Raw genomic sequence first — 7,957 nt, forward strand, 5'->3', positions numbered from 1 at the left:
ACAATTTCGGCTGCTGTGGCAATAATTGCAAGGGTTGGAACTAAGGCGCTCGGAAACCAAGGATTTATGACTTCAGTGTATTGTACAAAATTACCCCAAGTTCCCCATGCCGAAACTTCTTTGCTCCACAGTCCAAATCGGTCGGCAACCGCCGATAAAAATCCGAGTGCAATGGCAATTCTTAAAAATATTTTGACGCTGTTTTTAGTCATTATGATCAGTTGAATTTAGTTAACACTTCTTTTAAATGCGAAGCGGTCTTTGGAAATAAAATCAGGTTTTAAAGTGTTTTTTTTCTCAAGACGTTACTGTTTTTTAATGAGCTATAAATCAACCGAATAGAAGTTAAAATGCCACATCGATTCTCATCTTTCTTAAATTTATTTCTAAATAAATAAAGGTAAAACAAATTGAGCTATTGACATCTGTAAATGGGAGTTTTATGTCCGAAATTTATCCGTCGTTAACTTCCGCTTAAAAAATGGAACGCCAAATTCAGAAGTGTTTTAAAGGAAGCAAATCTACTTAGTGGAAAAATGATTTCTACAATTGTTAATCCAGCTGAGAAATAAATTATTGTAAATTTGAAGCTGATAAAAAAAAACAAGAAATGCATAAAATAAAAATCTTACCTCTGTTTTTAGCTCTGGTATTTGGATTGCTAGTTGTGAGTTGTGGTTCAAGAAAGAGTAATAAAATGACGGATTCAGAAAAGGAGCTTGTGATTGCACAACAGTATAGTGATGTTGCCGATAGTTATTTGCGTTATTTGAATGAAAAAAATTTAGAGGGTATTTTATCGCTCTATGCTGAGAATGCAACTGTTGAAGATCCCGTTGGCAGCGATGTCATTACTGGTAAGGTGGAATTGCGCAAATTCTACTCGAAGGCCGTTAACATGGACCTAGTGCTTACTCGTACTGGACAGGTTCGTGTTGCTGGAGTTGAAATAGCCTTCCCTTTTCAGTTACGCATGAATGTAGATGGCGTTCCAATGGTCACAGATATCATTGATGTATTCCGTTTTGACGAAGCCGGTAAAATCGTTTCCATGCGGGCGTTCTGGGGGCCATTTAATCATAAGCCAGCCAACGAATAATATTACTTTAACAAATCTTGAATTGTAAAATCAGGATCTATTACGTCTTCAATGATTTCTGCGGGATGATAAAAATCTTGAGGAGTTGATGGATAGTAGCTCCTTACAATTCCTTTGTCGATATAATACCCGATACGGGCATCTCTGGTAGGTGTTGTATCGGAAAGTAAATCAATAGCAGTATCCGCCACTGTCTCTGGGCTGACCGCATCTTTTACCTGGTTAGCTCTAACGGCATCCATCATTTTTTCAGTTGCGACAGTGTTGGGATATAATCGATATAGTTTAACATTTTGAATCCCCTCTTTTTGTAGTTCCTTTTCGATATGAAATAGTCCTGCAGCAAGCCCCATTTTAGCAACGCCATAGCCAAGAGAATTACCTAATACTTGAAGTGCCGCTTGAGAAACAATGGTCAAGATTCTTAAGTCATTGTTTTTCTCTTCCTTAAATCTGCCCGCTAAATAGTGCGCTATTTCATAAGGCGCTTTCATGTCGAGCTCTATCAGTTTCCATATATCCGCAAAGGGAGTATCCAATGAATGACCTTGCCAAGTGCCGGCATTATTGATGAATATATCGAGACGGCCATGGGTTTTGTAAACACTTTCAATCACGTCTTTCATGGCGTCGATATTGGTAATGTCCGCCGATTTAATATCTGCTTTTCCGCCTTGTTGAAGGATTTTCTCTTTAGCTTTTTCCAGTTTCTCTAGTGTTCTTGATACTAAATAAACATGGGTGCCTTGGGTTGCCAAGGCAGAAGCGATACTGAGACCAATACCTTCGCTTCCGCCAGTGATTATGGCTACTTGATTTTTCATCGTTTTAATTTATTAGATTCAAATTAAGTTAAAACTCCTGCCTGAAACTAATCGGGCAGGTATGTACTTTATCTTCGAAAAATTTTGACACGAATTTCACGAATTTTCACAAATTCACTCATCAAAGAAAATCTTGTGTAAATTGTTTACTATAAATTTCACGAAGGCAGTAGACTTTCAGTCTGTTGAAATATTATACGACGCCTTCGTGCTTAATTATTATACTTTATTTGTTGTTGTCCGATTAAAACTCTCAGTATGTTGCAAAGGCTTCTATAAATTATAAATAAAGGTTTCTAAAGTTTTATTCGATTACAAGCTTCTTTTGTCTTTTTTGCAAACACTTATAAAAGACATTAATTTTAGAAGTAGGTTTAAAAATAAATCATACGCTTTCAATCATTTACGACAAAAGTCTATTTTCTATGTTATATCAACGCAGTGGTCTTGGTTCTTTTATCGGACAATAGTGACTTTATTTAAATACTCACTATGTTGATGCAATCACTTAAAGGGTCTCCTTAAGCCATTTAAAAAATTCGTTTTGCCATACCATTGCATTTTGAGGTTTCAAAATCCAGTGATTTTCTTCAGGGAAATATAAGAGTTTGCTCTTAATTCCTAACATCTGCGCGGCTTGATAGGCACCTAAACCTTGCTCAATAGGCACACGGTAATCTTTTCCACCTTGAATGATCAACATAGGTGTATCCCACGTTGAAACGTTGGTAATTGGGTTAAACTCGTTATAGGCTTTTAAGGCAATTGGATTGTTTTTGTCCCAATAGTTTCCTCCAAAATCGTTGTTCACAAAAAACAATTCTTCAGTGGTGCCATACATGCTTCGCGTGTCAAAAACGCCATCATGGGAAATGAATGATTTAAAGCGTTTGTTGTGAATTCCCGCTAAATAAAAAACGGAGTAGCCTCCAAAACTGGCACCAACAGCGCCTAAACGATCTTTGTCTACATAAGGTTCTTTGGCAATAGCGTCAATGGTTGATAAGTAATCGTCCATAACCTGACCACCCCAATCTTTGCTAATGGCTGCATTCCATTCGACACCATGTCCTGGCATCCCGCGACGGTTAGGAGCAACCACAATATAGCCTTGTGAAGCCATCAATTGGAAATTCCAACGGTAGGAATAAAACTGTGATAAAGCAGATTGTGGCCCACCTTGTGCATATAATAAAGTTGGATATTTTTTAGTGGCATCGAAATTTGGCGGTAAAATAACCCAAACCAACATTTGTTTGTCATCGGTTGTGGTTACATAGCGTTTCTCAACTTTTGGCAGATCGATACTTGCATATAAGTCACGGTTAATATTCGTTAATTCTTTAAAGGTTTTGTCCTTCAAATTAAAACTGAAAAGCTCAGCTGCATGGTTCATATCGGTTCTTGTAACCAAAAGTGTATTGTCTTTTTGAACCACGATACTGGTCACGTCAAATTGACCTTTAGAAAGTTGTTCAACTACGGGAGCAATACGTTTTTTGCCAGGATAGTTCACCTTGAAAATCTGAATAGTGCCATCAACAGGCGCTGTGAAAAAGATATTATTACCGTCTTTATCCCATAAAAAACTGTTGACAGTACCATCCCAATTCGCAGTTAGGTTTTGTTTCACGCCATTATTTAAAACAACAATATCGTTTTTGTCGCTTTCATTGCCATCGGTTTTCATCTGTAACCAAGCCAAAGTACCTCCTGAAGAAAAAGCAGGATTGGTATCGTAACCTTTGTTGGCTTCCGTGATGTTTTCAGTGGTTTTAGACTCCAGATTATATTTGTAAATATCGGTATTGGTGCTGGTAGCGTAAGCTTTCCCCTTTAGTTTTTTGCTGACGTAGTATATGCTTTTACTATCGGGAGACCAAACATAATCTTCATCGCCACCAAAAGGTCGTTGAGGTGTGTGGTAAGGTTCATTAGGCATAATATCGGTGCCGGTAGCATCATCTGAACCTTCTTTTTTATAGAATAAGTGGTTATAGCTTCCATCTTTCCACGTATCCCAATGGCGAATATCCAAATCTGAAAAAATATACACATCCGATTTTTCTAGGTTTTTATAGACATCTTTGCCCTCGATGTCTTCAATGTGAACTTCCTTATGAAACAATTTGTAGTTCCCGTCAGGCGAAATGTTTTTATCTTTTACTTGAACATCTTCTTTTTTTATTTCGACAGCAATACCTCCCGTAACAGGCATTTTATAGTATTTGGAGTCGAAGTTGTTTCCTTGGATATTTGGTGTTTTCGCTTCGTAAAAAAGTGTTAAGCCGTCTTTGTCTAGTCCCATTACGCTTAGGCGTTCTACTTTCCATAAGAGTTCGGGGGTCATTTTTTGTTGTGCCAACATTAAACTACCACTCAACATTAAGCATATGATTAGGAATGCATTTTTCATAATTGTTTTTTTAAAAATTGAATTTTTGATTATAGTGTGTGATTTTTTAGGAAAGTCAGTGATTTTATATGGGTGTTTTTTCGACTTTTATACATGTGTAAATTTAGAGATTTTCTTTTGTTTAAGTGCTTGATTTAGAAAATACAACCTGCTGCAATGTTTTTTGTCCTTAATTCAGCGTCTAATTTTAAACCATTTGTTTTAAAAACCAAGGTGTTAACCCGTTCAGCATCAAGCGACGTCGTTGTTAATCCATGGTTAATAAAATCTTCCCGATGTGATTGCCGTTTTCCATAAGACGATGTGCTTCTGCGGCATCTTTCAATGGGAATGTTTTGTAAATAACAGGATGGATATGTTTGGAATGGAATAGGGGCCAAATCTTTTGCTCCACCGCTTGTGCAATTTGCGTTTTTACCTCGGCAGATTGTGGCTTTAAAAAGCTTCCTGTCAAGATCAGGTTCTTACTCATGATAGTGCGCAGGTCGATATTAACCTCCATATTTTTCATCCCGTTGATATTAATCAGACGGCCTTTTTGATTAAGAATTTCAAGATTCTTTTGCGTATAATCGCCGCCGACCATATCCAATATGACATCTATTTTTTCGTCTTTAAAAACTTTTTCGAAAGCTTCTTTTTTGTAGTTGATAACCGTTCCGAGATTCATTTTATTTAGAAAATCGGTTTTCTCATCACTTCCGGCAGTGGTGTAAATTTTGAATCCCAAAGCCTTGGCCATTTGTAAACCCATGGTGCCAATGCCGCTCGTGCCGCCGTGTATCAATAGTTTTTCGCCGGGCTGAAGCTTGCCCAAATGAAACACATTGAACCAAACCGTAAAAACCGTTTCTGGAATTCCAGCCGCCTCTGTTAAACTGATGCCTTCGGGTACGGGAAGACAATGTGAACTATCCACTGCAACAAACTCGGCATAACCACCGCTTGCGATTAGAGCACAGACTTTATCGCCAATTTTTTTATCTTTTACATTTTCGCCGACTTGTATTATTTCTCCAGAAACTTCCAAGCCGGGAATCAAGGTTTCCTGAGATGTTTTACCGTAGAGATCTATATTTTGTCGGGTAATCACGTCGCTCCGATTCACGCCAGCAGCTTTCACTTTTATTAAAACTTGATTTTTGTCCGGTTTTGGTTTTGGGCTTTCCTGTAATTGCAATACTTCTGGGCCACCAGATTTTGTAATATGAATAGCTTTCATGGCGTCTGTTTTTATAGATTAAAGATAAAATATTGTGGAGCGCTTCTCTTCTTGCGAAAGTTCATCTGTAGGTGTTATATAGTTAAAACACCTCGTCCAAAAATGCCTTTATACTTTCCTGATTGGCACGGATTAATTCGTTTTTTGCGCTTTCAATATCACTCGGTTTTTTGTCTTGTGAGAGTTTGAATTTGCCTTCCCAATGGGTAATGTCAATTTCAAAGCCTCTCACATAATTGATGAATTGTGCCATTCGTGGATTATCAGGTTCCAAGATGTATTTATGGTCGGGAGCTTCCACAAAGGAGGTCATCTCAATCATCGATTGCTTAATAGTTTTCTCGTCCTTGATTTCATTGACCTTACCTTTAATATGAACCCTAATATAGTTCCAGGTTGGTAATTGTGTGGTGCTATAAATGCTTGGAGAGATATAACACTGCGGGCCAGAAAATATAACGGTAACATCGTTATTATCTTTTAATAATTCTGCTTGGGGATTATATTTATCCAAATGTCCAATCAATTTTCCTTCAGAATAAATCAAAGGTAAATGGGAAATCAATGGCACGTTGTCCTTAACGGAAACAAGCATGGCCAACGGATACGTATTGATGACTTTAATCATGTGCTCACGATGGTCATCTTGATGTTGTTGTGGTGGGTAATTAGGCATGTTGTCATTCCCACGAAGGTGGGAATCTTATGAAATTGTGTTAATATTTTTTTTATACGAAATTGAAATTTAACTCGAAACCAAAAACCTCAAACCCCAAACTGCCGTAAATGATGATCCAAGTGTTTGTATTGCATTCGGCCCCATTGGTCGGTGTTAAAATGTCCAAAAAACGGATGCTCTGGCCAATGCATGTTTAAAGCTTTATTGTGAAATTCGTTAATGGTGGTTTTTAATTTGTCACGTTCAACGGCAAAAACATATTGGTCAGTCACTTTGAAATCTTTGGGTGTAGTGATGTTTTCTGGCCAGGGTTTGTCATTGTACATTATGGGTTTGTATAACTTTAAGACCATTCTTTTTAAAATTCCTATGTCTTCAGAAAGTTCCATTTTTCCTGTAGCCACCAATAACGGCATTTGACAATGTTTGACCATTTGCGCCACATCCATTTTACCCCAAATAGGTTTAGATTTTTCCGTCAAATTGTCAATGCGGATCAAAATTTCCTGATGTGCTTTATGGTCAAATAGAGTTTGCATCCGATGTCATTAATAAATTGGTTTATAAATTTACAATTATTATCTTTTCTTTAATATTTATTGCCTATTTTTTGTCAACAAAAACGAGCACTTCTGTAATAATGAATAATTTAATAACCACTTAAAATTTATTTGGCATCTATGTCAGAAAAACAACCTTCATTTTCCATAAAAAACTGGTCGCAAGACGATCGGCCTCGTGAGAAATTAAGAGATAAAGGAAAGTCAGCATTAAGTGATGCGGAGTTGGTGGCGATTTTAATAGCGTCAGGAAGCAGAAATGAAAGTGCTGTTGAGCTCTGCAAACGTATTTTGGCGAGTGTCGATCATAATCTGAGTGCTTTAGGAAAGTTGTCCCTTAAACAGCTTACGGAATTTAAAGGCATTGGTGAAGCGAAGGCCATAACCATCATAGCGGCTTTAGAATTGGGAAGACGGCGTAGGGGAGAAGAGGCGTTGCAACAGGATAAAATTGATTCGAGCCAATCGGTTTTTGAACTCATGCAACCTATAATTGGTGAATTGGCTCATGAAGAATTCTGGATCATCTACTTGAATAATTCCAATAAAGTCCTCCAAAAAAACCAATTGAGCAAAGGCGGCATTACGGGAACTTTAGTCGATGTGCGATTGGCGCTCAAAACGGCTATTGAAGTGGGTGCGGTTGGCATTATTTTAACCCATAACCACCCTTCAGGAACCTTAAAGCCTAGTGAAGCCGATAAGCAAATCACACAAAAATTAAAAAATGCAGGCGAGAGTTTGGATATAAAAGTGTTGGATCATCTGATCATTACTGAAAAAGCATATTTTAGTTTTGCAGATGAGGGAATGTTATAAAACTCAATGGTTAAATCCCAATTCCCAAACTCCAAACTCCAAATTCCAAAGGTTTTGTCTCTAGCTAAAGAAATTAAGTTTGCTTAACTCTTGAACATGAGGAATAATGAAAAAACCATAAATTCTAAAAGTGTAAGCATAATAAAATCTTAAAATTTAATTCATTGCCAAATTCAAATACTTTAGAAAAGTTCCTGGTTTGGAATTTGGAATTTTTAACTTTGGAATTTACAAAAGTCAATGTTACTAGTTTATACCCATAAAATAACCCCGCGATTAACCTATGCTTTTAAGCATGTTGTCTTGCGCATTTTGAATGTTCCTGTAAGTTTCACAAC

General features: G+C 37.2%; 7 protein-coding genes and 1 pseudogene. 2 read left to right on the forward strand and 6 right to left on the reverse strand.

What is annotated here, in order from left to right; all coding sequences use genetic code 11:
• A pseudogene (locus ABIQ28_RS13070) lies at positions 1 to 212 on the reverse strand (DoxX family protein); the annotation flags it as partial.
• A gap of 398 nt (positions 213 to 610) precedes the next feature.
• On the opposite strand from ABIQ28_RS13070, the gene ABIQ28_RS13075 reads away from it, so the two are divergent.
• Entirely contained in the window at positions 611 to 1,099 is a 489-nt protein-coding gene (locus ABIQ28_RS13075; protein WP_348038018.1) for a nuclear transport factor 2 family protein, read from the forward strand.
• A gap of 2 nt (positions 1,100 to 1,101) precedes the next feature.
• On the opposite strand, the gene ABIQ28_RS13080 is transcribed toward ABIQ28_RS13075, so the two are convergent.
• The 5 genes from ABIQ28_RS13080 to ABIQ28_RS13100 form a co-directional block, all read right to left on the reverse strand.
• Entirely contained in the window at positions 1,102 to 1,923 is an 822-nt protein-coding gene (locus tag ABIQ28_RS13080; protein ID WP_348038020.1) for an SDR family oxidoreductase, read from the reverse strand.
• Between the two features lie 508 nt (positions 1,924 to 2,431).
• Positions 2,432 to 4,339, reverse strand: coding sequence for a S9 family peptidase (locus tag ABIQ28_RS13085; protein ID WP_348038022.1), 1,908 nt, complete (start codon positions 4,337 to 4,339; stop codon positions 2,432 to 2,434).
• A 247-nt stretch (positions 4,340 to 4,586) separates the two neighbouring features.
• Entirely contained in the window at positions 4,587 to 5,561 is a 975-nt protein-coding gene (locus tag ABIQ28_RS13090) for an NAD(P)H-quinone oxidoreductase (protein WP_348038024.1), read from the reverse strand.
• A gap of 82 nt (positions 5,562 to 5,643) precedes the next feature.
• Positions 5,644 to 6,237, reverse strand: a complete 594-nt coding sequence (locus tag ABIQ28_RS13095) for an FMN-binding negative transcriptional regulator (RefSeq protein ID WP_348038026.1) — start codon at positions 6,235 to 6,237, stop codon at positions 5,644 to 5,646.
• Between the two features lie 89 nt (positions 6,238 to 6,326).
• A complete protein-coding gene (locus ABIQ28_RS13100) occupies positions 6,327 to 6,779 on the reverse strand; it encodes a DUF1569 domain-containing protein (RefSeq protein WP_348038028.1) in 453 nt (150 codons plus the stop codon).
• Positions 6,780 to 6,920: 141 nt separating this feature from the next.
• Between ABIQ28_RS13100 and radC the strand changes: the two genes are divergently transcribed.
• On the forward strand, positions 6,921 to 7,619 hold the full coding sequence (gene radC, locus ABIQ28_RS13105; RefSeq protein ID WP_348038030.1) for a DNA repair protein RadC: 699 nt from the start codon (positions 6,921 to 6,923) through the stop codon (positions 7,617 to 7,619).
• Positions 7,620 to 7,957: the final 338 nt, after the last annotated feature.

The sequence above is a fragment of the Gelidibacter sp. genome, from assembly GCF_039916245.1.
In the GTDB taxonomy this organism is placed as follows: domain Bacteria; phylum Bacteroidota; class Bacteroidia; order Flavobacteriales; family Flavobacteriaceae; genus Gelidibacter.